Source organism: Paraburkholderia sp. SOS3, from assembly GCF_001922345.1.
GTDB lineage: Bacteria > Pseudomonadota > Gammaproteobacteria > Burkholderiales > Burkholderiaceae > Paraburkholderia.
Map to the genome: position 1 here is coordinate 3,996,924 of NZ_CP018811.1, position 26,016 is coordinate 4,022,939.

Consider the following 26,016-nt stretch of genomic DNA (forward strand, 5'->3'; position numbering starts at 1 on the left):
GATTGAAGTGACCGCGCGAATGGGACGCCGGCGGGGACGCCGGCGTTTTTCATTGAGCGGCAAAGCCTGCCGATAAGCCGGATTCTGTGCACGCCGCACGCCCGAAGACGTACCGCGCGTGGCAGCCATTCCTCTAGGCGCGCCATTGCTGACGCGCTCAAGCTTCCTACCCGCAGACGAAACGGGGGCCCCGTCCTGCATCGCGAAGATGCACGCCTGCCTACTTGGAATTGCTCCGGGTGGAGGTTGCCATGCCGGCTACGTTACCGCAGCCGCGGTGCGCTCTTACCGCACCGTTTCACCCTTACCTGATCCTGGCTTTCGCCAGGCCATCGGCGGTTTGCTTTCTGTTGCCCTGTTCCGCGTGTCGCCACGGATGGCCGTTAGCCATCACCCTGCCCTATGGAGTCCGGACTTTCCTCGCCTTCGCCGGCCGTGACCGACAAAGCCGCGACTGCCTGGCCTGCTTTGCTGAGCAGCGATTCTACCATTGCGCATCGCTCACCGCCCCGGCCTGTACGGGCTATCTGACCCGCCGGCCTGCACGGAATACCGATCGATCGTCGTAGAACGACGGCGCCTCGTTCGGCGGCCACCACCCCGGAATGCCGAGCACGGGCAGCGGAGCGAACACACGGCCCGTCATCGTGCCCGTCGCAAGCAAGGCGCGGCTCACCGCGTCGTCCAGCCACGTATCGCGTGCGACGACGTTCCACGAAAAATAAGCGGGCGGCACGTCGACGATCCACGCATGCGCAGTGCAAGCCTTGTATGGCGTCACGAGTTTTTCCAGCAGCGCATGACCGAAGCAGCGCACTTCGCAATGCGTTCCCCACGCGCTGCGGCCTGCGATAAAAAGCGCCGGCCAGTCGAATGTGCGCAACGCGGACGCAATTGCGCGATCGGAACAGGCAAACAGAACCGCGTTTTCGTCGAACACGGTCAGCGCGTCGCGCATGCTGCCGCGCGTCGGACCCACGCCGAGCGCATCGATCGCCGCGGTCCCGCGCGCACTGAGCGCCGCCTTGATGCGCGGAAACTGGAACCACGACAGCGCGTTGAAGAAATCGTGAAGATTGTGGCGAGTCGGAACGCAGCCGGTCGCTGCGATATGCGCCTCGTACGTCGTACCGGGCGGAAGTTCATGCTGCGCGATAAACGACAGACGCGCGCCCCGGCCGGTCGTATGAGCGCAGCGCCGCGCGTCGGCGTTCATCGCTGCGAGCAGCGCACTGGGGCTTTGCAACGCCGCTTGCTGCCAACGCGCGCCGCGCGGCGCGACCTGGGAGAACCATGGCGCCGACCAGTCGAGATCGGCGAAGCCGGCGGCGGCGCGCACCGCCTGCCCCGTCACACCATTCACACGAGCCGCCAGCCGATCGCCTCGCCCGCGCGCAACGGCACCACGGGCGTGTCGCCGGCCGTGACCTCGTCGGGCAGGGTCCACTGTTCGCGACGCAGCGTCACGCGCTCGACGCTGCGCGGCAGACCGTAGAAATCGGCCCCATAAAAGCTCGCGAAGCCTTCGAGACGATCGAGCGCGCCGGCCTTGTCGAAGGCTTCCGTGTAAAGCTCGAGCGCATGCAGCGCCGTATAGCAGCCCGCACAGCCGCACGCGTGCTCCTTGAGTCCTTTCGGATGCGGCGCGCTATCGGTACCGAGGAAAAAGCGCGGATTGCCGGAAGTAGCCGCTTCGACGAGCGCCACGCGATGCTTCTCGCGCTTGAGCACCGGCAGGCAGTAGTAATGCGGACGAATGCCGCCCTGGAATATCGCGTTGCGGTTGTAGAGCAGATGGTGCGCGGTAATCGTCGCGCCGAGCAGGCCGGGCGCCGCGGCCGCATCGCGCACGTACTCGGCGGCATCCTTCGTCGTGATGTGTTCGAACACGACCTTCAGCGCCGGGAAATCGCGGCGCAGCGGCGTCATCACGCGGTCGATGAATTCCTTCTCGCGGTCGAAGAGATCGATGGACGCATCGGTCACTTCGCCGTGCACGAGCAACGGCATGCCCGTTTCCTGCATCGCTTCGAGCGTCTTCGAACACTTCGCGAGATTCGTCACGCCCGCGTCGGAATTCGTCGTCGCACCGGCCGGGTAAAGTTTGACGCCATGCACGAAGCCGCTTGCACGTGCGCGACGAATCTCATCGGGAGCCGTATTGTCGGTGAGATACAGCGTCATCAGCGGTTCGAACTTCGCGCCGGCGGGAAGCGCGCAAAGGATTCGCTCGCGGTACGCGCGCGCCTGTTCGGTCGTGGTAACGGGCGGTTTCAGGTTCGGCATGATGATCGCACGGCCGAACTGGCGAGCCGTGTGCGGCAACACGGCCGCGAGCATCGCGCCGTCGCGCACATGCAGGTGCCAGTCATCGGGCCGTGCAAGCGATACGGAATCGACGGACGCGCCAGCAGGCGACGAAGAAGACATGGAAGCAGACGATGAAGAGATCATGGCAATCGAATTGAGAGCAACCCAGAGAGCAAAAACCGCGAGAGCAGAACCCGGCGCAGACCCGGCAAATCCGGGGGCGATCCAGGCAAGAGCCCGCAGAGAAATGCGGCGCAAATCACGCATGCGCGCCTTCACGATTTCTGTCGCGAATCGTCGGAAAGCGGCCTGAACATACGCCAATTTTAATGATTGCGGTCTGGGGCGAGGTGCTATGCTTGTAAAAATAGCATTGTAACGGCTGGCCAGGCCTCAAGCGGTAAGGCTTTCGCGTAGCGCCCGCCCTTACGCGTCTCAGACGCTTGACCCTAGCGCATCATGTGCCAACTTCTTGGAATGAACTGCGCCGCGCCGACGGATGTCGTGTTCTCATTCACCGGTTTTGCGGCACGCGGCGGAGTCACCGATCACCACGCCGACGGCTGGGGCATCGCGTTCTTCGAAGACAAGGCATGTCGCCTCTTCATCGATCATCAATCGTCGGCCACCTCGCCGATCGCCGAGATGGTCAAGCGCTATCCGATCAAATCGAAGAATACGATCGCGCATATCCGCAAAGCGACGCAAGGCCATATCGTGCTCGAAAACTGCCACCCGTTCCTGCGTGAACTGTGGGGCCGTCACTGGATCTTCGCGCACAACGGCGATCTGCAGAATTACCGGCCGGCGCTGTCGGGTGTCTATCAGCCGGTCGGCACAACCGATAGCGAACTCGCGTATTGCGCATTGCTGCAAGGGCTGCGCGAGGCGTTTCCGGGCCAGCAGCAGCCTCCGCTCGAAGAGCTGTTCGCCGCGCTCGAAACGCTCACGCGCGAAATCTCGCAATTCGGCGTGTTCAACTTTCTGATGTCCAACGGGCAGGCGCTGTTCGCGCATTGCTCGACGCACCTGTACTACCTCGTGCGCAGCTGGCCGTTTTCGACCGCGCATCTCGTCGATGCGGACGTCTCGATCGATTTCGCGAAGTACACGACGCCCGAGGATCGCGTCGCGGTCATCGCGACGCAGCCGCTTACAGACAACGAAGTATGGACGCGCTTTGCGCCCGGCGATTTGCTGATGTTTCAGCACGGCAAGATGGTCGCGCAGACGAACGTGCCGGTCCCGCCCGCCGTGCTCGAAAGAGCCGCTCAGGCGCCGTGCGACGGCGCGGTAACGTCGAGCGCATCGATGCTGCCCGATACGTCGACGCTCGATCTCGAATCCGACGACGCGGCGGCGTTCGAATCGTAGAGCCGGCTTCTCGCCACCCGTTTGTCGTGCGAGTGCGTGCGCTTTGCAGAGGGAGAACTGCAAAGCGCGTGCGCGTGGTCAGTGCAGGATCTTGGCGAGAAAATCCTTCGCACGATCGGACTTCGGATTCGCAAAGAAATCTTCCTTGCGGTCGTCTTCGACGATCAAGCCTTTGTCCATGAAGATCACGCGATGCGCGACCTTCTTCGCAAAGCCCATTTCGTGCGTGACGCACATCATCGTCATGCCTTCCTGCGCGAGCTCGACCATCACGTCGAGCACTTCGTTGATCATCTCCGGGTCGAGCGCGGAAGTCGGTTCGTCGAACAGCATCGCGATCGGGTCCATCGATAGTGCGCGCGCAATCGCTACGCGCTGCTGCTGACCACCCGACAATTGCCCCGGAAACTTGTCCGCATGCGCGCGCAGGCCGACGCGATCGAGCAGCTTGAGCCCCTTTGCCGCGGCTTCGTCCTTCGACCGGCCGAGCACCTTGACCTGAGCGAGCGTCAGGTTTTGAGTGATCGTCAGATGCGGGAACAGTTCGAAGTGCTGGAATACCATGCCGACCTTCGCGCGCAGCTTCGACAGATTCGTCTTCTTGTCACCGAGCGACTGTCCGTTGATCACGATGTCGCCCTTCTGAAACGGCTCGAGTCCGTTGACGGTCTTGATCAGCGTCGATTTGCCGGAACCCGACGGGCCGCACACGACGACCACTTCGCCCTTTTTCACTTCGGTCGTGCAGTCGGTCAGCACCTGGAACTGACCGTACCACTTCGAAACATTCTTGATAGAGATCATCTTGCGACCTTTTTCTGAAGACTTTTGACGAGGCTCGACGCGATCACGCAGATCACGAAATAGCAGGCGCCCGCAAACAGTACCATCTCGACGCTCGTGCCGTCACGGTCGCCAATATTGGCAGAGGTACGGAAGAAGTCGGCAAGGCCGATCACGTAGACGAGCGACGTATCCTGAAACAGCACGATTGCCTGCGTGAGCAGCAGCGGCACCATCGCGCGGAAGGCCTGCGGCAACACGATCAGCTTCATCGCCTGGCCGTAGGTCATGCCGAGCGCGAACGCTGCGTTGACCTGACCGCGCGGCACCGCCTGAATGCCGGCCCGGATGATCTCCGAGTAATACGCGGCTTCGAACAGCGAGAATGCGACCATGGCCGACGCCAGCCGGATGTCGATATCGGGCGACAGCCCGAGCAGGTTCTGCAGCACCTGCGGCACGATCAGGAAGAACCACAGCAGCACCATCACGAGCGGAATCGAGCGAAACAGCGTCACATACACGCGCGCGAACCACTCGAGCGGCTTGACGCCCGATAGCCGCAGCAGCGCGAGAACCGTGCCGATCAGAATGCCGCAGACGATCGCGACAACGGTGATCTGAAACGTGATGATCGCGCCGGTCCACAGCGTAGGCAGCGCGCCCGGAATACCACTCCAGTCGAAGTGATGCATCACTTGCCTCCGATGTAGCCCGGCAAACGGGTCTTGTGTTCGAGGATGCGCATCAGTTGCATCACGATCAGGTTGATCACCATATACGCGACCGTCACCGCGATAAACGACTCATACGCCTGCGACGTGTAATCGACGAGCTGTCGCGCCTGCGCCGACAGTTCGAGCAGACCGATCGTCGACGCGACGGCGGAGTTCTTGAAGATATTCAGAAACTCGGACGTGAGCGGCGGCACGATGATCCGGTAGGCGACCGGCAGCAGCACGTAGCGATACGTCTGCCATTGCGTGAAGCCGAGCGCGAGGCCGGCGGCACGCTGGCCTCGCGGCAGCGCGTTGATGCCCGAGCGCACCTGCTCGCAGACGCGCGCGGCGGTGAACAGGCCGAGGCAGAGAATCGACGACGAAAAGAACTGCGCATTGGGAGGCAACTGCTTGAACCAGGTGCCGATCGACACCGGCAGCAACTCCGGTATGACGAGATACCAGATGAAGAACTGGACGATCAGCGGGATGTTGCGGAAGATCGCGACATACAGGGTGCCGATCGCGGAAAGCGTTCTGTTCGGCACGGTGCGCAGCACGCCGAACAGCGAACCGACGATCAGCGCGATCACCCATGCCGAGAGCGAGACGACGATCGTCACCCAGAAGCCGGACAACAGCCAGCCCAGATAGGTAGTCGGCTCGCCCGTGGAAACCGGACTTAGCAGAATGCCCCAGTTCCAGTGATAGGACATGACAAGACTCCAACAAAAAGAAACGGAAGAAGCGTTCGGCCCCTTCCGTTTCGTTCAACACGTTGCGACGGTAACGGCTGATCGACCGTTAGTCGATTGCCTTGTCGTTCGGGCTCTTGTACAGCGCCTTGATGTCTTCGCTTTCCGGGAAGTTCAGGTTCAGGCCCTTCGGCGGGATCGGCGAATCGAACCACTTCTTGTAGATCGCATCGGCTTCGCCCGAGGTTTCGACCTTCGCGATCGCATCGTCGACGACCTTCTTGAATTCAGGATCGTTCTTGCGCAGCATGCAGCCATACGCTTCACGCGATTGCGGCGTGCCGACGATCACGAAATCGTTCGGGTTGTTCGACTTCGCGCGCTCGCCCGCGAGCAGCGCGTCGTCCATCATGAACGCAGCGGCACGGCCCGTCGACAGCGTGAGGAACGATTCGCCGTGGTCCTTCGCGCTGATGATGTTCATGCCCATGTTCTTTTCCTGATTCATCTTGCGAAGCAGGCGTTCGGACGTGGTGCCCGCGGTCGTCACGACCGTCTTGCCCTTCAGGTCCGGGAAATCCTTGATGCCCGAGTCTTTCTTCGTCATCAGGCGCGTGCCGATCACGAAGATCGTGTTCGAGAATGCGACCTGCTGCTGGCGCTCGGCGTTGTTGGTGGTCGAGCCGCACTCGAGGTCGATCGTGCCGTTCTGCACGAGCGGAATGCGGTTTTGCGACGTAACCGGCGTCAGCTTGACCTTCAGGTTCGGCATGTTCAGCTTCGCCTTGACGGCATCGACGATCTTCAGCGCGAATTCCTGCGAGTAGCCGACCACATTCTGCTTGTCGTCATAGTACGAAAAGGGAATCGACGATTCGCGGTGACCGAGCGAAATAACGCCCGTGTCCTTGATCTTCTTCAGCGTGCCGGCGTCCTGCGCGTGAGCGCCCGCCGTGAACAAACCCGAAAACAGTCCGACAGTCGCGAGAAGCAGCGCAGCTTTTTTAACCTTCATTTGTAAGTCTCCTTGGCCAATACCGGCGCAAGTGTATCAAAGTAACTATTTTGAAAGAATGGTCGTTAACCATGTCCGGACACAAATGTTGCGTAAATCCAGCACTGCGTCCAGCACCCCGCCCGGTATAGCGTTCCGCGCCACCCCTACGGAACACATACGCAAAAGCGGACGGCATCTTACAACGCCGTCCGCCTGCAATGTGCGCGATCATACAGAATCGCGCACAAACCGTTTTGCAAAAAAATCAAATACCCGCCAGAAGCCGCAAATCAGGGGTAAAGCCCGCGCATCTCGCGCGCCATCAGAATCCGTTTGCACGCGACGATAAAGGCCGCCGTGCGCACCGATACCTTCTGTTCGTCCGCGACCTGCCAGACCGCTGCAAATGCCTCGCGCATCACGCGTTCGAGCCGCTCGTTGATCTCGTCCTCGGTCCAGAAGAAGCTCGAGAAATCCTGCACCCATTCGAAGTACGACACCGTCACGCCGCCCGCATTCGCGACCACGTCGGGAATGACGAGCACACCCTTGTCGTGAAGAATGTCGTCGGCCGCGGTCGTGGTCGGGCCGTTCGCGCCTTCCACGATGACCTTTGTACGGATTTTCGGCGCGTTTTTTTCGGTGATCTGGTTTTCGAGCGCGGCCGGAATCAGGATGTCCGACTCGACTGACCAGAAGTCGTCGTTCGCAATGGTGTCCGCTTCACGGAAGCCGCCGACACCGCCGGTTTTCGCGACATGCTCGAGCAGCGCGCCTGCATCGATACCGGTTGACTTGTGCAGCGTGCCTGTATGGTCTTGCACGGCGACGATTTTCGCGCCCGCTTCCTGGAAGAGCCGCGCCGCGATGCCGCCGACGTTGCCGAAGCCCTGCACCGCAATCCGCGCGCCTTCGATCGACAATCCGGTGCGCCGCGCCGCTTCGCAGCCGACCACGAACACGCCGCGGCCCGTCGCTTCGCGGCGGCCGAGCGAACCGCCGAGCGCGATCGGCTTGCCGGTCACGACGCCGGTCGCCGTCTGGCCCTGGTTCATCGAGTACGTGTCCATCATCCACGCCATGATCTGCTCGTTCGTATTTACATCCGGCGCGGGGATATCGGTGTTCGGCCCGATGATGATGCCGATTTCACTCGTGTAGCGGCGCGTCATGCGCTCGAGTTCGCCGCGCGACAGCTTGCGCGGGTCGACACGGATACCGCCTTTTGCGCCGCCGTACGGCACGTTGACGGCCGCGTTCTTGACCGACATCCACGCGGACAGCGCCATGACTTCCGACAGCGTCACGTCCTGGTGATAACGCACGCCGCCCTTGCCGGGACCGCGCGATACGTTGTGCTGCACACGGTAGCCTTCGAAATGAGCGACCGTGCCGTTATCGAGTTCGATCGGCACATCGACGATCAGGATGCGCTTTGGACGCTTGAGCGTCTCGATCCAGCGCGACTGCGTGCCGAGGTAGGGGGCGACGCGGTCGACCTGGCGCAGATAGTTGCCCCATGGGCCGAGGTCGTCGTGATGCAGATAGGATGGCAGTGCTTCCGGCGATGTTTCGAACTTCGATTGGGATGACATGAAGGCTCCGACGCTCAACGAATGACGCCATTGTCGAAAATCGCCTGAACGAACGCCAATGCCGTTTGTTCATTCCGTTATGTTTTTTGTGCATAACCGTGGGAATGCACAAAATACCGTTGCCGACGACGGTGGTGACGGGCGGGCGCTTTTATAAACGCGTCGCGCCGGTCAGCTCGGGTCTTGCGCGAGCTCGGCCGATACTGCGTCCCACAGCGCGCGTATCAGCGTGTGCCGCGCGTCGTCGCCTTGCGCGGCGAGCTTGTCGCGATAGAGGCGGATCTCCATCGTCAGCGTGAACTGGCCTTGCGCGCCGCCGCCGCGCGTCGCGCGGTCCAGCCGGATCAGGCGGCCGTCGGCCACCGCGTCTTCGACGGCGCTATGCGGCAGGAACGCGATGCCGTGCCCGGCCAGCGCCATCGCTTTCAGTCCTTCCGCCATGTCGGTCTCGTACACGCGGTCGAGGTACAGGCGGTGCGGCGCATTCGAGACGATCACCTCGGTCATGCGGCCCAGATACGCGTTAGGTGTGTACGAGAGGTAGGGCGCCGGCACATCGGGTGTGCCCGGCAGCGTGTGCCGCGCACGCCCCGCGCGGCCCGGCGCCGAGAATGGGCTGATCGGCTCGACGCCGAGCGTCAGCATGTCGTAACGCGCGGGATCCAGTGCGACCGGATGGCTCGGATGGTGATAACCCATGACGAGGTCGCAGCCGCCTTCGACGAGCGACAACACGGCATCGTGCACGTTCAGCGCGCGCAGGCGTGTGTGGATCGGCCCCAGTTGCGCTTCGATGCGCTGCAGCCAGCGCGGAAAGTAAGTGAGCGACAGCGTATGCGGCACCGCGAATTCGATCGTCGCGGCCGGCGTCGCCGTATGGCCGCGCAACAGCGTGCGCGCTTCGTGGAACTGCGACAGCATCGCGAGCGCCTGTTCGTAGAACACCTGGCCGGCATTGGTCAGACGCGTCGGGTACACCGAGCGGTCAATCAGTTCCGTGCCGAGCCACGCTTCGAGCGCCTGGATGCGGCGCGAAAATGCCGGCTGCGTGACGTGCCGCAGCTCAGCCGAGCGGCTGAAGCTGCGGGTTTCCGCGAGCGACACGAAGTCTTCGAGCCATTTCAGTTCCATGCGAGAGCCTGTGGGCGCCGGGGAAAGGGAATCCGGCGAAGTCAGCATTCTAGCGGCGGCCCGGTCGGCAAACCGCGTCCGCGCCGAGGACGATGCGCCCGCGGTGGTAAAATTCGCGGTTCTCCCCGTTTCCGTCCTGACGCAGCGCGTCCGCCCCATCATGTCCGACACCCGTCCCGATACCCTGTTCGCGCTGACCGCGCTGTCCCCGCTCGACGGCCGCTACGCGCCGAAAACCGAAGCCCTGCGCGAGTGGCTTTCGGAAGCCGCCTTCATGCGCCACCGCGTAACCGTTGAAATTCACTGGCTGATCGCGCTGTCGCACGCGGGGTTTGCCGAAGTGCCGCGCTTTTCGCCGGCGTCGGAGCAGTTCCTGCTGCAACTGGTCGAGCGCTTCACCGCGCACGATGCGGCGCGGATCAAGGAAATCGAGCGTGTGACGAACCACGACGTGAAGGCCGTCGAGTACTGGCTGAAGGAGTCGGTGAAGGGACAGCCCGAACTCGAACGTGCAAGCGAGTTCATCCACTTCGCGTGCACGTCGGAGGACATCAACAATACGTCGCACGGTTTGATGCTCGCCGGTGCGCGCGAACACGTCATTCTGCCGGCGCTGCGCTCGGTGCATCAGCGCCTCGTCGCGTTGGCCCACGCGCAAGCCGAACAACCGATGCTGTCGCGCACGCACGGCCAGCCGGCCAGCCCGACGACGCTCGGCAAGGAAATCGCGAATGTGGCCGCGCGGCTCGCGCGCGCGATCGACCGTATCGCGAAGGTCGAACTGCTCGGCAAGATGAACGGCGCGGTCGGCAACTTCAACGCGCATCTGTCCGCTTATCCGGAGTTCGACTGGGAAGCGTTCTCGCGCAAGGTGGTCGAAGAGCGCCTGAAGCTGGCGTTCAATCCGTACACCATCCAGATCGAGCCGCACGACTATATGGCGGAACTGTTCGACGCGGTCGCACGCGCGAACACGATCCTGCTCGATCTCGACCGCGATGTATGGGGCTATATCTCGCTCGGCTATTTCAAGCAGAGGACGAAGGCCGGCGAGATCGGTTCGTCGACGATGCCGCATAAGGTCAATCCGATCGACTTCGAAAATTCGGAAGGCAATCTCGGGCTCGCGAACGCGACGCTGCGCCACCTCGCGGACAAGCTGCCTGTGTCGCGCTGGCAGCGGGATCTGACCGATTCGACGGTGCTGCGCAATATCGGCGTTGCGTTCGGTTACTCGCTGCTTGCGTACGATGCGCTGATCCGCGGTCTCGACAAGCTCGAGGTGAACCCGCAGCGGCTCAATGAAGATCTCGACAACTGCTGGGAAGTGCTGGCCGAGCCGGTGCAAACCGTGATGCGTCGGTATGGAATCGAAAACCCGTATGAGCAGCTGAAGGAGTTGACGCGCGGCAAGGGCATTACGCGCGACGGTTTGCAGACGTTCATCGGCGCGCTGAATATTCCGGCCGATGCGAAAGAGCGGTTGCTTGCGATGACGCCGGGTTCCTATGTGGGCAAGGCAGTGGAATTGGCGAAGCGGATTGCTTGAAAGAAGTGAGCCGCCACGGGCGGCCCGCTTCTCATCTGGAGATCGACACGCCCGCTAGCGCGTTTTCAGTCGATCGAGCACCTGATCGACAATCTGCTCCGGCTTCAGTTCGATACTCACCGTAATCGCTTCGTCGTCACCGGGCTCTTGGAGCGTCTCGAGCTGGCTTTGCAACAGCGACGGATCGAAGAAGTGCCCGGTGCGCGTCGTCAGCCGCTCCTGCAGCACTTCGCGCGTTCCCTTCAGGTAGACGAAGCACACGTCCTTGTCGCCCGCGCGCAAGATGTCGCGATACGAGCGTTTGAGCGACGAGCACGTGAATACCGCCGTCTCATGCGCGCGCTGCTTTTCTTCGATCGCCGCGCGTATTGTCTTCAGCCACGGCCAGCGGTCCTCGTCGGTGAGCGCAATACCTTGATGCATCTTCTCCTTGTTCGCCGCGCTGTGAAACGCGTCGCCATCGGTGAAGTCGCAATGCAGGCGCTCGGCAAGCAACTCGCCGATCCGCGTTTTTCCGGCGCCCGACACGCCCATTGCAATCAGAATCATCGAACACTCCTCACAGGACGGCCGCGAGTGCGAACGTCAGTCCCAAACCCAGCAACGAAATGATGGTCTCGCACAGCGACCACGTCTTGAACGTTTGACCGACCGTCATTCCGAAGTATTCCTTGATCAGCCAGAAGCCGCCATCGTTGACGTGCGAAAAAATCAGCGAGCCGGAGCCCGTTGCAAGCACGAGCAATTCCGGCTTCACGGCCACCGCACCTGCCGACGCGATCGGCGCGACGATGCCGCACGCGGTAGTCATCGCAACGGTCGCCGAACCGGTCGCGAGGCGAATCAGCGCGGCCACCGACCAGCCGAGCAAAAGCGGCGACAGATGCGCGGACGTCGCGGTATCGACGATCTGCTTTGAAATGCCGCTGTCCATCAGCACGCGTCCGAAGCCGCCGCCCGCGCCGACGATCAGCGTGATCCCGGCGATCGGCGCAAGGCATTCGCCGCAGAATTTCTGAATCTGCTCGCGGTTGAAGCCGCGCTGCGCCCCGAACGTCCAGAAGCTGACGAGCACCGCAATCAGCAGCGCGACGTCGGTGTTGCCGATAAAGTGCAGCAGGTCATTCGCGAGTGTCTTCGGTGCGAAGAGAAGATCGGCCCAGCTGCCGATCAGCATCAGGATGACGGGCAACAGAATCGTGAATAGCGTCACGCCGAAGCTGGGCAGTTCGCGCTTGTTTTTCTGTTCGCCTTGATCGTCGAACTGCGCGATGAATTGCGCAGCGAGCGGATTATTTTCCGGCAACGCGATCTGACGGTGAATCAGCAGCGCGAACAGCGGCCCCGCGACGATCGCCGTCGGCACGCCGACGATCAGCCCATACACGATCGTTCTGCCGATATCCGCGTGATAGGCCTGCACCGCGAGCAACGCGGCCGGGTGCGGCGGGATCAGCCCATGCACGACCGACAGGCCCGCGACCATCGGCAAGCCGATCAGCAACAGCGACTTGCCCGTGCGCTTCGCGACGTTGAACGCAATCGGAATCAGCAGCACGAAGCCCACTTCGAAAAACACCGGCAAACCGACGATGATCGCGACGAACATCATCGCCCAGTGAATGTTCTTTTCGCCGAACCAGCGTATCAACGTAGTCGCGATGCGCTCGGCGCCGCCCGACTCGGCCATCATCTTGCCGAGCATCGTACCGAGGCCCACCACGATCGCGATATGCCCAAGCGTATTGCCGTTGCCGGTCTCGAACGACTTGACGATCGACCCGGCCGGCATGCCGGCAGCCAGTCCCAACAGCAATGAAACGATGATCAGAACGAGGAACGGATAAACCTTGAAGCGCGTGATCATCAAGATCAGAAGCGCAATCGCGATCACGCCGTAGACCAGCAGCATGCTGCCGTGAACAGCTTCCATGAAGCTCCTCCTATGCGTTATTGATTTTGAATGCGGTGCCAGAGTGCAGAGTACGGCTGCATGTTACGTACCAGGGCGCGAATTTTACTGCGCGAGCACGCGAGGCATCGGAAGCGCGCGCAGCGTTTTGCTCGCCGTTTTGCTTGCGTTTGCGGTTCGCCCCAAATGTCTACGCGCGCAACAAAAAAGCCTCGCCCTTTGCAGCCATGCGGCTGGATCGGCGAGGCTTCATGCACAATGCAGAGCCTGCTGCTTGGTGAAACAGGTTAGCAGTGAAAGCGCATGACCATCCCATCAATGCGCGGCGAGCGCGGTCGCGGCGCGCGCAAGGCGCGTCACTTCATCCCAGTTTTGCGCGGCAAGCGCAGCCTTCGGCGTGAGCCACGATCCGCCGACGCAGACCACGTTCGGCAACGCGAGAAAGTTCGGCGCGGACTCGGCCGTGATGCCGCCGGTCGGACAGAATCTGAGCGTGGGGAACGGCCCCTGAAACGCTTGCAGCATCGGTACCCCGCCCGCTTGCTGCGCGGGGAAAAATTTCACGATCTCGTAGCCGAGTTCGAGCGCGACGATGATGTCGGTCGGCGTCATGACGCCGGGCAGCAGCGGCAGGCCGGCGTCCTGCGCAGCTTGATGCATGTCTTTCGTGAGCCCCGGCGACACGCCGAACTGCGCACCGGCCTTCTTCGCTAGCGCGCACTGCTCGGGCCTCGTAATCGTGCCGACGCCGACGACGATATCTTCCGCCAGCTGGCTCGCGCGCTCGATCGCTTTCAAACCCGATTCGGTGCGCAGCGTGATTTCGAGCACCTTCACGCCGCCCGCATGCAATGCACGCGACACGTGCTCGCCCTGCTCGACTGAGTCGAACGCGAGCACCGGAATGACCGGGCCGAGTCGAACGATGTCGCTTACTGTCTTTGACGTCATGGTCACACTCCTTACTTGTGCATTGCGTGGCTGGGTTGCGCGTGCGCGGCTTTGGCGGTGGCATGCTGCTTCGCTTCGTGATCTGCTGAAGCGTCGGCCTTCGCGCCGTGGCCTTGGCTATGTGCGCCGTCGTAATGCGCGGCTTCGCCCACGAGCGGACCGAACACCGATGCGCCAAGCTCTGCCGGCGCCGCTGCCGCGCGAAACACGCCGAATAGTTCGCGACCGAAGCCCACCTCGTTCCCGGCCTGGTGGTGACACACGGCAAGCGGACGCGCTTGCCATTCTGCTTCGTCGATCTCGATGTCGAGTACGCCGGCTTCCGCGTCGATCACGATCGTGTCGCCGGTTCTGACCTTGCCGAGCGGACCTTGCAGCAGCGCCTCGGGCGATACGTGGATCACCGCGGGCACCTTGCCCGATGCCCCGGACATACGGCCGTCGGTGACGAGCGCGACATGAAAACCTTGATCCTGCAGCACGCCGAGCAGCGGCGTCAAACGATGCAGCTCGGGCATACCGTTTGCACGCGCGCCCTGGAAGCGAACGACGGCAATGAAATCGCGCTTCAGTTCGCCGTTATCGAACGCTTCCTGCACGGCTTCCTGCGAATCGAACACGATCGCCGGTGCCTTCACCGCGCGATGCTCGTGCGCGACCGCGGAAATCTTGATCACGCCGCGGCCGAGCTTGCCTTGCATCAGACGCAGGCCGCCGTCGGGCTGAAACGGCTCCTTGATGCCGCGCAGCACCTTCGTGTCGTGGCTTTCGTGCGCGCCCGGCACCCATGTCAGCTTGCCGTCGATGAGCTTCGGCTCGTGCGTGTAATGCGAAAGACCCTTGCCCGCGACGGTGTTCACATCCTCGTGCAGCAGACCGCCTTCGAGCAGATTGCGCACGAGGAACGCCACACCGCCCGCTGCGTGGAAGTGGTTCACGTCGGCCTTGCCGTTCGGATAGACCTTCGCGAGCAGCGGCACCGCTTGCGACAGCGTATCGAAATCGTCCCAATCGATGATGATGCCGGCCGCGCGCGCAATCGCGACGAGGTGCAGGGTGTGATTCGTCGATCCGCCGGTTGCGAGCAACGCGACGATGCCGTTCACAACCGCTTTTTCGTCGACCACATGGCCGATCGGCATGTAATGACCACGATCCACCGTCAGATCGAGCACGCGGCGCGCGGCCTGCGCGGTCAGCGCATCGCGCAGCGGCGTGTGCGGATGCACGAACGCCGAGCCCGGCAGATGCATGCCCATCACTTCCATCAGCATCTGGTTGCTGTTCGCGGTGCCGTAGAAGGTGCAGGTGCCGTGGCTGTGATACGCGGCTGCCTCCGCTTCGAGCAGTGCGCCGCGATCGCAGCCGCCAGTCGCGAACTGCTGGCGGATCTTCGCCTTGTCGTCGTTCGAGAGGCCGCTCGTCATCGGGCCGGCCGGCACGAAGATGGTCGGCAGATGGCCGAATTGCAGCGCGCCGATCATCAGGCCCGGCACGATCTTGTCGCACACGCCGAGACACAGCGCTGCGTCGAACATGTTGTGCGTGAGCGCAACGGCCGTGCTCATCGCGATCACTTCGCGTGAAAACAGCGACAACTCCATGCCCGCGTTGCCTTGCGTGATGCCGTCGCACATCGCCGGTACGCCGCCCGCGAACTGCGCGACGCCGCCGTTTTCGCGCGCGGCCGCTTTGATGATGTCGGGGAATGTCTTGTACGGTGCATGCGCCGACAACATCTCGTTGTACGAGGACACGATGCCGATGTTCGGCTGGCCGATCGCCTTGATGGCGAACTTGTCGTTGCCTTCGAGTCCGGCAAAACCGTGCGCGAGGTTTGCGCACGACAGCGCGCCGCGCGCGGGGAAATGACCCTGCGCCTGTTCGATGCGCGCCAGATAGGCATCGCGCGTCGGTTTGCTGCGCTCGATCACGCGCCGCGTGACCTTCATCAATTGCGAATGCGGGGAAACCATCGATGATGCTCCTTCGTCGCTCTAGCTCGCGCATCCGCCCATGTGACGGCGCTCGTGCCGGATTCGGTATCGCGGGGACACGGCTTGCGTTTCCAGCCGTGAACACGATATTAGTAGAAAAACTACATTGAATCAATGTGGCCGATGCTGAATTTGATATTCAGTCGATCGGCTCATAAGCCGCATTCCCAAAGGCTTTTTACCGCACCCACGCGAAGCCAGGGAAATCACCTATGCGGCGAAATGTAGTTTTTGTACCTAATCTGCTGATCAGCTATAGTCCATTCGTTTCTTCAGCATAGTGCGAGTTCTCCGATGATGTTGTCCCAGGTGGAAGCGATGCGCGACCAGTTGCGCCCATCCGAACGCAAGCTCGCCGACTACGTGATCGAGGCGCCGCGCGAGGTCCTCGACCTGTCGATGACCGAGGTCGCGGCACGCGCGGGCGTGAGTCAGCCGACCATCGCGCGCTTTTGCCACGCACTCGGCTTTTCGGGCTTCCGCGAGTTCAAGATCCGGCTCGCACAAGGAATTGCAGCCGACGTGCCCGCTGTCTATCGCGACGTGCGGCCCGACGAACCGGCACCGGGGGTCGCCGCGAAAGTGCTCGACCGTACGATCGGCGCGCTGATCCAGGTGCGCAACAATCTGTCGACGGATAGCGTCGCGGCGGCAATCGACGTGCTCGCGAATGCGCGCCGGATCGAGTTCTACGGTGCCGGCGGCTCGGGCGTCGCCGCACTCGATATGCAGCACAAATTCTTCCGGCTCGGCATGCCGAGCGTTGCCTATTCGGATCCGCATACTTTTCTGATGTCGGCGGCGCTTCTCGGCAAAGGCGACGTCGTGGTCGCGATATCGAACACGGGCCGCACGCGCGACATCATCGACGCAGCGAAATCCGCGCTTGCCGCAGGCGCGAAAGTGATCGCAGTCACGCACGGCAATTCGCCGCTCGCGCGGATTGCGTCGATCGGACTCTTCGCAAACGTCGACGAAGACACGGATATTTTTTCGCCGATGACGTCGCGCACCTCGCATCTGGCGATCGGCGACATTCTGGCGGTCGGCGTGGCGCTGCAGCGCGGGCCGGATCTGGCGGAGAAACTGGCGGGCGCGAAGGATCTGATTACGCGCAGGCGGATCGGTCCGGAAGGATAAGTGCCGCATCGCGCGGCGACGACGCAATAAAAAAGGGCTCCTGAAGGAGCCCTTTTGACCATCTACTGCAAAAATAACTACGCTGATCGTGCGATCCGCGCTCGAGCGGCCATGACTGCACCGCTCTTGCGCCTACCACTTACCACTGGTACGAAGCACCTGCACCGATCGTCGTGCCGTTGCCCGGGGCCATACCTGCACCAATCTTCACCTTCAGGTTCTGCGTGATGCGAGCCGAAGCGCCGAGCGCGACAGCCTGATAGCCCTTGTAGTTGCCGGTGCCGACGCCGACCGCGATCGTCTTGCCCTGATCGACGTCCGGAATCATCGTCAGCGCGGTTGCCGCGGCGATACCGCCGTAGGCATTCTTCGCGACGGAGTTCACCTGCGACTGCATCGACTTCATGCTCTGGTCGGTGTAGTCCTTCGCCGTCATGCCGTCCGGCAGATCGCCGACGCGCGAGTCCGTGTAGTTATGCGCGTCTGCGACTGCGTCGTTCAACTGACCGACGTTGACCGCATCGGTCGTTTCGGTGCCGGCCGCGACGTTGGTGATTTTCTTGCCACCTGCGTCGTTGTTCCAGCTACCGCCGCCACCGCCCTGGTTGATCACCTGGCCTTCGACGACCGTCACGCGGTTGTCGAGGTTCGTGACCTGACCTTGCAGCGCGGACAACTGTCCGAAGTTCACCGCATCGTACTTGCTCGTGCCGTCCGCGACGTTGGTGAGAATCACCGGCGCCGTCATCGTGCCGCCAGCAAGGCCGCCCAGCGTCAGGCGATCATGCGTCGACGAGTCGTACATCACGGCATCGCCGATGTTGCCCATGTTGTAGTTGATATTGTCGATGCGCGTGTTCGTCGCGTTCAATTGCGACATGTTCACGGCGTCCGTATCCGCTACACCCGCGGCCACGTTATGCAGCGCGACCGGAGCCGTTGTACCCTTGCCGCCGAACGTCACCGAGTCCTTGTCCGCGTTGTCGTACACCACGGCGAGCGATTTGCCCGTCGAGCCGTCGATCACACCGCCGTCGATCAGCGTGTTCTTGATGTCGGTAATGTCACCGGTGTTCTGCGTGACACGGCCATCAAGGTTGCTGATCGCGTCGCCGACCGTATGAACCTTCGTCGAGCCTTCGTTCAGCGAGTACGTCGGAGCCGAGATCGAGCCGTCCGCATTGACCGTCGAGCCGCCGCCCAGCGCCGTCGCCGTGCTGTTGGCCACGTTGTACAGCTGCGAGCCGTTGACCGCGTCCTTGCTGGTCGCGTTCACCGCGCCGGCCTTCACGTTCGCGATCGTCGTGCCGGCCGTGCCGCCGCCGAGCGTGATCTTGCCCTTCGTTGCGTCGTCGTACGAGACGAACGAGTTCGTCACATTGCCGGAGGTGTCGATGTTCAGACCCGCTGCCTTCAGCTGCGCCACGTTGACCGCGTCCTTGTCGGCCGAGCCGGCGTTCACGTTCGACAGCGTCGTGCCGTTCGTGCCGCTGAACGTGACCTTGTCGTGCGCCGATGTGTCGTACTTGATGCCATCGACCGAACCGGTCGCCGCCTTCGCATCGACTGCCGCGAGGGCCGAACCGACGTCGCTATACGTGCTGCCTGCCACGTTGTAGCTCGGCTTCCTGATCGTGCCGTCCGCGTTCACCGACGAATTGCCGCCCAGTGCCGCTGCGGTGCTGCTCGCCGTCCCGTACAGCTGCGAACCGTTGACCGCGTCCGTGCTGGCTGCGCTGATGCCGCCTGCCTTCACGTTCGTGATCGTCGTGCCCGCGGTACCGCCACCGAGCGTGACCTTGTCGTGCGCCGACGAGTCGTACATCACCGCATCAGCCATCTTGCCGTTGATGTTCGTGATCTGCGTCGTGAGCGAGCTCACATTCTGGTTCGTCGCGTAGAGCTGCGCGCCATTCACGGCGTCCGTGCTGGAGGCGCTCAGGTCGCCTGCCTTCACGTTGGTGATCGTCGTGCCCGCCGTACCGCCGGCCATCGTGATCTTGGTCTTCGTCGCGTCGTCGTAGGCGACGAACGAGTTCGTCACCGTGCCCGACGTGTCGATATTCAGACCCGCTGCCTTCAGTTGCGCAACGTTCACGGCATCCGTGTCCGCCGAACCGGCGTTCACGTTCGACAGCGTCGTGCCGCTCGTGCCGCTGAACGTGACCTTGTCGTGCGCCGACGAGTCGTACTTCACGCCGTCGACCGAACCGGTCGCCGCCTTTGCATCGACTGCCGCGAGAGCGGAACCGACGTCGCTATAGGTGCTGCCTGCCACGGTATAGCTCGGCTTCTTGATCGAACCATCCGTGTTCACGCCTGCACCGCCGCCGAGCGTCGAGGTCACGCCCTTCAACTGCGATACGTTGACCGCGTCGTAGTCCTGCGTACCGGCCGCCACGTTGATGACCTGGCGACGCACGAGCGACGTGCCCATGCCCGGCACTGCCGACGAACCGACCGATACCGTGTTCGCACGGTTGTCGTCCGAGCTGTTCGCGCCCAGCACCACGCTGCCTTCCGTGCCGGCGACGATGTTGCTGCCGATACCGACCGTGTTCTTGCCGCCGATCGACACGTTGCTACCGATCGCGACCGAGTTGTCCGAACCCGTGTTCACTTCGGTGCCGTTGCTGCCGATCGCCACCGAGTTGATCGAAGCCGCCGACACCGTCGAACCGATTCCGACGGCGGAGTCCGCACCGACCGCGATGTTCTGGCCGACCGCGACGCCGTTCGAACCGAGCACGCTGACGTTCTGGCCCGCTGCCACTGCGTTGTCCGCATTGGCATGCGCGTTCAGGCCCATGGCGATTGCGTTCTTGCCGAGTGCATCGGTCGGCGTAGACAGCGTCGTCGGGCCGGACACGATCAGCTGATCCGGCGTCTTGCTGGACGTCGCACCGAGCAGCATCGTCGAGGCGCCGAGCATGCCGTTGTTCTTCACACCGGCGCTCGTGATCGCCGCGCCGATGGCCGTATTCATCTGGCCGACCGTCACTGCGTCGCTGATGCTGGTACCGTCCGCGACGTTCACGATACGGCGCTTGCTCGTCGTCGAACCGACTGCGAACGTGTTCGCTTGCGACGTCGACGAACCGTAGCCGATCGCGACCGAGTTCGTCGCCATTGCACGCGCGTTTGCGCCGATTGCGAGAGCACCGTCGCCCATTGCCTGGGCAAAACCGCCGATCGCCACTGCGTCTGCGCCTGCTGCCGTGGCGTCGAGCGCGTTGGTGTCGCCGAACTTGATGTACTTCAGCTTCGGCGTGATTTCCGTCATCGCCGACGACATGTCGGTGATGCGCGTGTCGAGCGCGGTCACCGCGCCGTCGACGCCATCGACCGTCTTGCCGCCGACCGTGTACTCAGGCATGGAGATCGTGCCGTCCGCGTTGACCGTCGAGCCGCCGCCGAATGCCGCCGCTTCGCTGGAAGCGAGCGAGTACAACTGCGAACCGTTGATCGCGTCCGTGCTGCTTGCGCCGACTGCGCCCGCTTTCAGATTCGTGATCGTCGTGCCCGCGGTGCCGCCTGCGAGCGTGATCGTGCCCTTCGTCGAGTCGTCGTAGGCGACGAACGAGTTCGTCACGTTGCCCGATGTATCGACGTTCAGGCCCGCTGCCTTGAGCTGCGCCATGTTGACTGCGTCGGTATCCGCCTTGCCTGCCGACACGCCCTTCAGCTGACGCGCGCCCGCGGTGCCGGTGAAGTCCACCGTCGTGCCGTCGGTTGCCTTCGCCACCGTGATCGTCTTGGTGGCCGCATCCTGCTGGACCAGCCCGATCTTGCCGTTGTTGATGTTGTTCGTCAGATTCGTGATCGACGTCGTGTTGCCGGTCGTCGCCGTGTCGATTGCGGCCAGCGCCGAACCCACGTCGCTCTTCGTCTGGCCCTGGACCGTGTACGTCGGCGCCTTGATCGTGCCGTCCGTGTTCACTGCCGCGCCGCCGCCGAGTGCCGTGGCGATGCTATTCGCTTCGCTGTACAGCTGCGAGCCGTTGATCGCATCCTTGCTCGTCGAGCTGACTGCGCCCGCCTTCACGTTGGTGATGGTCGTGCCGGCCGTGCCGCCGCCGAGCGTGACCTTGCCCATCGTCGTGTCGTCGTAGGCGACGAACGAGTTCGTCACGTTGCCCGACGTATCGACGTTCAGGCCTGCCGCCTTCAGTTGCGCGAGGTTGACCGCATCCGTGTCGGCCGTACCGGCCGTTACGTTCGACAGCTTCGTGCCGCTGGTGCCGCTGAACGTCACCGTATCGTGCGCCGACGAGTCGTACTTCACGCCGTCGACCGAGCCCGATGCCGCCTTCGCATCTACCGCTGCCAGCGCCGAGCCGACATCGCCGTATGTGCTGCCAGCCACGTTATAGGTCGGCTTGGTGATCTTGCCGTTCGCGTCCACCGATGAACCGCCGCCGAGCGCTGCCGCCGTGCTGCTTGCCGTGCCGTACAGCTGCGAGCCGTTGATCGCGTCCTTGCTCGTCGAAGTAACCGCACCCGCCTTCACGTTGGTGATGGTCGTGCCGGCCGTGCCGCCGCCGAGCGTGACCTTACCCATCGACGTGTCGTCGTAGGCGACAAACGAGTTCGTGACGTTGCCCGACGTATCGACGTTCAGGCCCGCCGCTTTCAGTTGCGCGAGGTTCACGGCGTCCGTGTCAGCCTTGCCCGCCTTCAGGTTGGCGATGGTCGTGCCGGCCGTGCCGCCGCCGAGCGTGACCTTGTCGTGCGACGACGAGTCGTACATCACCGCATCGGCCATCTTGCCGTTGATGTTCGTGATCTGCGTGTTGATCGAGCTCACGTTCTGGTTCGTCGCGTACAGCTGCGCGCCATTCACGGCGTCCGTGCTGGAGGCGCTCAGTGCACCGGCCTTCACGTTCGTGATGGTTGTGCCGGCGGAGCCGCCGCCGAGCGTGACCTTGCCCATCGACGTGTCGTCGTAGGCGACGAACGAATTCGTGACGTTGCCCGACGTATCGACGTTCAAGCCCGCCGCTTTCAGTTGCGCGAGGTTCACGGCGTCCGTGTCAGCCTTGCCCGCCTTCAGGTTGGCGATGGTCGTGCCGGCCGTGCCGCCGCCGAGCGTGACCTTGTCGTGCGACGACGAGTCGTACATCACCGCATCGGCCATCTTGCCGTTGATGTTCGTGATCTGCGTGTTGATCGAGCTCACGTTCTGGTTCGTCGCGTACAGCTGCGCGCCATTCACCGCGTCCGTGCTGGAGGCGCTCAGTGCGCCGGCCTTCACGTTCGTGATGGTCGTGCCGGCCGTGCCGCCGCCGAGCGTGACCTTGCCCATCGTCGTGTCGTCGTAGGCGACGAACGAGTTCGTGGCATTGCCCGACGTGTCGATGTTCAGACCCGCTGCCTTGAGCTGCGCCACGTTCACGGCATCCTTGTCCGCCGTGCCTGCGTTCACGTTCGTCAGCGTCGTACCGCTCGTGCCGCTGAACGTGACCTTGTTGTGCGCGGAGCTGTCGTACTTGACCGCGTCGACCGAGCCGGTACCGGCCTTGGTATCGACTGCCGCAAGTGCCGAACCGACATCCGTGTACGTACCGCCTGCGACCGTATAGCTCGGCTTCTTGATCGAGCCGTCCGTGTTCACGCCTGCGCCGCCGCCGAGCGTCGAGGTCACGCCCTTCAACTGCGACACGTTGACCGCATCGTAGTCTTGCGTACCGGCCGCCACGTTGATGACCTGGCGACGCACGAGCGACGTGCCCATGCCCGGCACTGCCGACGAACCGACCGATACCGTGTTCGCACGGTTGTCGTCCGAGCTGTTCGCGCCCAGCACCACGCTGTTCGCGGTACCGACGACGATGTTGCTGCCGATGCCGACCGAGTTCTGACCGCCGACCGACACGCCGCTACCGATTGCGACGGCGTTCGCCGCGCCGGTGTTGACTTCGGTGCCGTTGCTACCGATTGCGACGGCGTTCTCGGAAGCGACCGACGTGCCGACACCGATGCCGACGGCGGAGTCCGCGCCGACCGCGATGTTCTGGCCGACTGCGACGCCGTTCGAACCCAGCACGCTGACGTTCTGACCGGCTGCGACCGCGTTGTCGGCGTTGGCATGCGCGTTCAGGCCCATGGCGATGCCGTTCTTGCCGAGTGCGTCGGTCGGGGTCGACAGGGTTGTCGGGCCCGAGACGATCAGTTGATCCGGCGTCTTGCTGGACTGCGTCGCGCCGAGCAGCATCGTCGAGGCACCGAGCATGCCGTTGTTCTTCACACCCGAGCTCGTGATCGCCGCGCCGATGGCCGTGTTCATCTGGCCGAGCGTGACCGCGTCGCTGACGCCGGTTGCGTCTGCAACGTTCACGATGCGGCGCTTGGACGTGCTCGAGCCGACTGCGAAAGTGTTGGCTTGCGTGGTTGACGAGCCGTAGCCGATGGCCACGGAGTTCGTACCCATGGCGCGGGATTGCGAACCGATCGCCAGCGTGTTGTCGCCAATTGCCTGGGCGTAGCCGCCGATTGCGACTGCGTCCTGGCCGGACGCGGTTGCGTCCATCGCACTGGTTTGGCCGAACTTCACGTACTTGAGCTTATCGGAGATTTGCGCATTCGAAGACGTGGCGTCGGTGATGCGCGTGTCGAGTGCGCTAACCGCACCGTCAACGCCGTTGACTGACTTGCCATCGACCGTGTACGTCGGCTTGGAGATGCTGCCGTCCGCGTTGACGACCGAGCCGCCGCCGAGTGCGGCTGCTTCGCTCGACGCCAGTGAGTAGAGTTGCGAACCGTTGACTGCGTCCTTGCTGGTCGCGCTGATTGCGCCCGCCTTCAGGTTCGTGATCGTCGTGCCGGCTGTGCCCCCTGCGAGCGTGATCTTGCCCTTCGTGGCATCGTCGTACGATACGAACGCGCCTGTCACGTTGCCCGATGTATCGACGTTCAGGCCTGCGGCCTTCAGCTGCGCCAGGTTCACCGCATCGGTATCGGCCGTGCCTTTCGAGACGCCCTTCAGCTGACGTGTACCCGCCGTACCGGTGAAGTCCACCGTCGTGCCGGCGGTCGCCTTCGCCACCGTGATCGCTTTGCTCGTCGCATCCTGCTGGACGAGGCCAACTGCCCCGTTGTTGATGTTGTTCGTCAGGTTCGTGATCGACGTCGTATTGCCGGTCGTCGCCGTGTCGATTGCGGCCAGGGCCGAACCTACGTCGTTCTTCGTCTGGCCTTGCACCGTGTACGTCGGCGCCTTGATCGTGCCGTCCGCATTCACCGCCGCGCCGCCGCCGAGTGCCGTCGCCACGCCCTTGAGTTGCGAGACGTTCACCGCATCCGTATCGGCCGTGCCCTTGGCCATGTTCACGATCTGGCGCTGCGTTGACGTGGAACCTACCGACACCGAATTGTCGCGATCCGCCACCGAGCTCGCACCCAATGCCACAGCGTTGGCACCGGTCGCGCTTGCGCTCGTACCGACAGCCGTGCTGTTGCTCGCCTTCACCGAGGCGTTGGCACCCAACGCGGTCGAGGAAGAGCTCTTGGCGTAGGCGCTCGTACCCAGCGCTACGGCGTTCGTGTCAACGCCGCTTGCAAAACCTGCGTTGCTTCCATTGCCGATAGCGATTGCGCCGCTGCCTTCCGAAAACGAGCCTGCGCCCATGGCAATCGAGCTGGCGCCCGTATACAGCGCGCCGGTGTTGGTCGAAGCGCCGTTACCAATGGCGATGGAGTTGATACCTTGTCCGGCCGCATTCGTACCGATACCGATGGAGTTGCCCTGCGCGTTGTAACCGGCGCGGCTTGCCGAGGCGTTGGCCCCAATGGCAATGTCGCCGGCAGAACTGGCGCTGGAGTCGGCAGCCGTGGAGTTCACGTGGAAATACTTGATTCCGCCGCCGTTGGTGATGCTGTTCACCGTATTCGTCACGTTCGTGACGTTTGCGTTCGTTGCGAACAGCTGCGAGCCGTTGACGGCGTCTGTGCTCGATGCGCTCAATGCACCGGCCTTCACGTTCGTGATGGTCGTGCCGGCCGTGCCGCCTGCGAGCGTAATCTTGCCCTTCGTCGTGTCGTCGTAGGCGACGAACGAATTCGCCACGTTGCCGGACGTGTCGACGTTCAGGCCCGCTGCCTTCAGCTGCGCCACGTTGACCGCGTCCTTGTCCGCCGAGCCGGCGTTCACGTTCGACAGCGTCGTACCCTTCGTGCCGCTGAACGTGACCTTGTCGTGCGCCGACGAGTCGTATTTGATGCCATCGATCGAACCGCTGCCCGCCTTCGCATCGACTGCCGCGAGGGCCGAACCAACGTCGCTATACGTGCTGCCCGCCACGTTGTAACTCGGCTTCCTGATCGTGCCGTCCGTGTTTACCGACGAATTGCCGCCCAGTGCCGCTGCGGTGCTGCTTGCCGTTCCATAGAGCTGCGCGCCGTTCACCGCGTCCGTGCTGGAGGCGCTCAGTGCACCGGCCTTCACATTGGTAATCGCCGTGCCGGCCGTGCCGCCGGCCAAAGTAATCTTACCCTTCGCCGTATCGTCGTACGCGACGAACGCGCCCGTCACGTTGCCCGACGTGTCGACGTTCAGGCCAGCTGCTTTCAACTGCGCAACATTCACCGCGTCTCCGTCGGCCGAACCATTTGCCAAATTGCTGATCGTATTGCCCTTCAGATCTACGCCGCCGTGGAACGTCGCGGTCTTCCACACGTCCAGATAACCGGACATACTCATGGAATCCTCTGAATCGATATTGCTGTCCTTCCCCGCCAGGGACGTCGAACTGTAAACAAGGATGTCGGCACTACCGAGCGGAGCGGAGCCGGGAGCGTTCCCGTAGGCTTGTCCAGTCGCAACCGTGTTGGCGCCTGCGGAACCGACACCGCATTGCCCGCCCGT

The 26,016-nt window shown here is 62.9% G+C and carries 17 protein-coding genes and 1 other RNA gene; 4 read left to right on the forward strand and 14 right to left on the reverse strand.

Features of this window, described 5'->3' with window-relative positions:
* Window positions 1-57: 57 nt before the first annotated feature.
* The 3 genes from rnpB to pyrC form a co-directional block, all read right to left on the reverse strand.
* An RNA gene (gene rnpB / locus BTO02_RS17775) (RNase P RNA component class A) lies at window positions 58-470 on the reverse strand.
* A 53-nt stretch (window positions 471-523) separates the two neighbouring features.
* A complete protein-coding gene (locus BTO02_RS17780) occupies window positions 524-1,363 on the reverse strand; it encodes a DUF3025 domain-containing protein (protein ID WP_232243392.1) in 840 nt (279 codons plus the stop codon).
* Entirely contained in the window at window positions 1,360-2,430 is a 1,071-nt protein-coding gene (gene pyrC, locus BTO02_RS17785; protein ID WP_075158136.1) for a dihydroorotase, read from the reverse strand. The genes BTO02_RS17780 and pyrC overlap by 4 nt, the downstream gene beginning before the upstream one ends.
* Here pyrC and BTO02_RS34375 point away from each other — a divergent pair.
* Together BTO02_RS34375 and BTO02_RS17790 are read left to right on the forward strand one after the other, a co-directional pair.
* On the forward strand, window positions 2,429-2,623 hold the full coding sequence (locus tag BTO02_RS34375) for a hypothetical protein (RefSeq protein WP_156883853.1): 195 nt from the start codon (window positions 2,429-2,431) through the stop codon (window positions 2,621-2,623). The two genes, pyrC and BTO02_RS34375, sit on opposite strands and share 2 nt — an antisense overlap.
* Window positions 2,624-2,769: 146 nt before the next feature.
* Window positions 2,770-3,684 carry a class II glutamine amidotransferase gene (locus BTO02_RS17790; protein ID WP_075158137.1) on the forward strand — a complete coding sequence of 305 codons (915 nt, stop codon included), beginning with the start codon at window positions 2,770-2,772 and terminating at the stop codon, window positions 3,682-3,684.
* Between the two features lie 78 nt (window positions 3,685-3,762).
* Here the strand turns inward: BTO02_RS17790 and BTO02_RS17795 are convergent, their stop codons facing one another.
* From BTO02_RS17795 to BTO02_RS17820, 6 genes are all read right to left on the reverse strand, one after another.
* Complete coding sequence (locus tag BTO02_RS17795; protein ID WP_075158138.1) at window positions 3,763-4,488, reverse strand: amino acid ABC transporter ATP-binding protein; 726 nt, start codon at window positions 4,486-4,488, stop codon at window positions 3,763-3,765.
* Window positions 4,485-5,162 (reverse strand): glutamate/aspartate ABC transporter permease GltK, encoded by a 678-nt coding sequence (gene gltK, locus BTO02_RS17800; RefSeq protein WP_075158139.1) that lies wholly within the window; start codon window positions 5,160-5,162, stop codon window positions 4,485-4,487. The genes BTO02_RS17795 and gltK overlap by 4 nt, the downstream gene beginning before the upstream one ends.
* Window positions 5,162-5,902 carry an amino acid ABC transporter permease gene (locus BTO02_RS17805; RefSeq protein ID WP_075158140.1) on the reverse strand — a complete coding sequence of 247 codons (741 nt, stop codon included), beginning with the start codon at window positions 5,900-5,902 and terminating at the stop codon, window positions 5,162-5,164. Before BTO02_RS17805 ends, gltK begins: the two co-directional genes overlap by 1 nt.
* A gap of 88 nt (window positions 5,903-5,990) precedes the next feature.
* Window positions 5,991-6,896 (reverse strand): glutamate/aspartate ABC transporter substrate-binding protein, encoded by a 906-nt coding sequence (locus tag BTO02_RS17810; protein WP_075158141.1) that lies wholly within the window; start codon window positions 6,894-6,896, stop codon window positions 5,991-5,993.
* 272 nt (window positions 6,897-7,168) lie between these two features.
* Window positions 7,169-8,473 (reverse strand): Glu/Leu/Phe/Val family dehydrogenase, encoded by a 1,305-nt coding sequence (locus tag BTO02_RS17815; protein WP_075158142.1) that lies wholly within the window; start codon window positions 8,471-8,473, stop codon window positions 7,169-7,171.
* A 171-nt stretch (window positions 8,474-8,644) separates the two neighbouring features.
* The gene (locus BTO02_RS17820) at window positions 8,645-9,604 is read right to left on the reverse strand and encodes a LysR family transcriptional regulator (protein ID WP_075158143.1); all 960 of its coding nucleotides are present in this window, start codon (window positions 9,602-9,604) and stop codon (window positions 8,645-8,647) included.
* 160 nt (window positions 9,605-9,764) lie between these two features.
* On the opposite strand from BTO02_RS17820, the gene purB reads away from it, so the two are divergent.
* Window positions 9,765-11,153 carry an adenylosuccinate lyase gene (gene purB / locus BTO02_RS17825; RefSeq protein ID WP_075158982.1) on the forward strand — a complete coding sequence of 463 codons (1,389 nt, stop codon included), beginning with the start codon at window positions 9,765-9,767 and terminating at the stop codon, window positions 11,151-11,153.
* Window positions 11,154-11,207: 54 nt separating this feature from the next.
* On the opposite strand, the gene BTO02_RS17830 is transcribed toward purB, so the two are convergent.
* From BTO02_RS17830 to edd, 4 genes are all read right to left on the reverse strand, one after another.
* Window positions 11,208-11,702: a gluconokinase gene (locus tag BTO02_RS17830; protein WP_075158144.1), complete on the reverse strand. Its 495-nt coding sequence runs from the start codon at window positions 11,700-11,702 to the stop codon at window positions 11,208-11,210.
* 10 nt (window positions 11,703-11,712) lie between these two features.
* Window positions 11,713-13,086 carry a GntP family permease gene (locus BTO02_RS17835; protein ID WP_075158145.1) on the reverse strand — a complete coding sequence of 458 codons (1,374 nt, stop codon included), beginning with the start codon at window positions 13,084-13,086 and terminating at the stop codon, window positions 11,713-11,715.
* Between the two features lie 294 nt (window positions 13,087-13,380).
* A complete protein-coding gene (gene eda / locus BTO02_RS17840) occupies window positions 13,381-14,016 on the reverse strand; it encodes a bifunctional 4-hydroxy-2-oxoglutarate aldolase/2-dehydro-3-deoxy-phosphogluconate aldolase (protein ID WP_075158146.1) in 636 nt (211 codons plus the stop codon).
* Between the two features lie 11 nt (window positions 14,017-14,027).
* Window positions 14,028-15,992 carry a phosphogluconate dehydratase gene (gene edd, locus BTO02_RS17845; RefSeq protein WP_075158147.1) on the reverse strand — a complete coding sequence of 655 codons (1,965 nt, stop codon included), beginning with the start codon at window positions 15,990-15,992 and terminating at the stop codon, window positions 14,028-14,030.
* Window positions 15,993-16,307: 315 nt separating this feature from the next.
* On the opposite strand from edd, the gene BTO02_RS17850 reads away from it, so the two are divergent.
* Complete coding sequence (locus BTO02_RS17850; protein WP_075158148.1) at window positions 16,308-17,153, forward strand: MurR/RpiR family transcriptional regulator; 846 nt, start codon at window positions 16,308-16,310, stop codon at window positions 17,151-17,153.
* Window positions 17,154-17,292: 139 nt separating this feature from the next.
* Here BTO02_RS17850 and BTO02_RS17855 read toward each other — a convergent pair whose 3' ends face one another.
* Window positions 17,293-25,851, reverse strand: a complete 8,559-nt coding sequence (locus BTO02_RS17855) for a YadA-like family protein (RefSeq protein ID WP_232243393.1) — start codon at window positions 25,849-25,851, stop codon at window positions 17,293-17,295.
* Window positions 25,852-26,016: the final 165 nt, after the last annotated feature.